The 1523-nt window shown below is 36.4% G+C and carries 1 protein-coding gene; it reads left to right on the forward strand.

All coding sequences use genetic code 11. From position 1 onward, the window contains the following. Positions 1–1006: 1006 nt before the first annotated feature. Positions 1007–1523, forward strand: a 517-nt coding sequence (locus V6U76_RS05210) for an ankyrin repeat domain-containing protein (protein ID WP_333024080.1), incomplete at its 3' end; no start/stop codon positions are given.

Here is a 1523-nt window from a genome sequence, read left to right on the forward strand (position 1 = left end):
TGTCACATCTTGTGTGGGAAAGTAATTCGTCGGCGAATTTTGAAGTCAATAAAAATCGAAAATTAGTCGACGATTGCGATCAAAACTGAAACTCGGTTCACACGAAAATCGATTTCAGTCCGGTTCTTTTCCTTAACGCAACCGATTACGCCTTGCATTGAACGAACCTTAAATAACTAAATTTTTGAAAAACATGAATACTCACGTGTCTAAACGAACTTCAATGGACGCGTCGCCGCCGCTACGGATATGCGGTGACGTTCACAATCTGTGTCAACTGTGTCTTAAGTGTGACGCAGTGAAATGGGTATTGGCTTTGATTTCGAGAGGAGTTCGAAGCCGTACTTTTCGATCTCACAAATAGTTGATACAAAATGTATGTTATCGCCTAATAGACGCAATCTTTTTTAATTATCATTTAATAATTAATCTGTCATTTAAGAGCGTCGCACATTAAAACACAATCACAGCGTGTAAAAACAAATTAACTTACATTTCAAGGGTTGACAAATGGGTTGTAAATCCATGTCTTAAGGCTGCAAAAGTGTTCTCTATTTTAAAAGCAGATTTATAAATAAAAAGTCATTGAAATGTAAAACTTAAAAAATTAGCTAAAAACATATATCTCGTTTAAGTTTAAACAAAAGCAAAAATTCGAGTAGATTTGTAAAAAATAATTTTTTTTTCATTTAAAAAATTGTAATGTATAAAAAGCGAAAATATTTATTAAAAAAATCGAAAAGTATTGAAGTTGCCATGAAATAAAAAAAAGTTGCCTTTTATTCAAAGGTTGTGCATGACGAGTTTTACACTGTTTAAAGCTTTAGTTATCTAAGCTAAACTCTAACAGTGTATTTCTGCGAACTCAATGCGTTGATTGTACACCTGCGCGGTTTGCGTTGTTAAGTAATCAGTTTAGCAAATGACGTTAACGACGGTTTCGCTAATTTGGTTTACATTTTGATTACGATTAAATATGTCTTTGTGCGTTGAGTTAATAAATGCTGTGAAAAATAACGACGCAAAAACTGTTCGTACACTCATAGACAACGGCGCTGAATTAAGCGCGTTCGATGGTAACGGTTACCGAGCAATTCACATCGCTTCACAGAACGGCAGCAACGATGTAATCGACTTATTATTGACCAGTGGTGTCTGTGGTGTAAACAACGAAAGCAAGAAATGTGATAGCTTACAACCAACAGAGACACCACTTCACGTGGCGATCAAATACCACAGGTTGTCGACAGTTGAATTTCTGATATCAAAAAATGCAAACGTTAATCGTTTTAATGGTCAAGGCCTGAACGCAATTCATTACGCGTTCGACGCGTTTAAACACTGCTGCGGGAAAGAGAAGAGTGCTGACCGGGAGTGTGGTCTAATTACCCAACTCTCAAAATGTGATGCAATATCCAAAATATTTACGCAACAATCAACGCATTTCAATGAAAACTGTGTTTGGTTTGCTGTGGCCGAATTTTTGATTAGGCGGAAGGCTGAGCAGTCCAGAAGTACAAATA

This window comes from Wolbachia endosymbiont of Pentidionis agamae, assembly GCF_036711655.1.
Taxonomy (GTDB): Bacteria; Pseudomonadota; Alphaproteobacteria; order Rickettsiales; family Anaplasmataceae; genus JAZHPY01.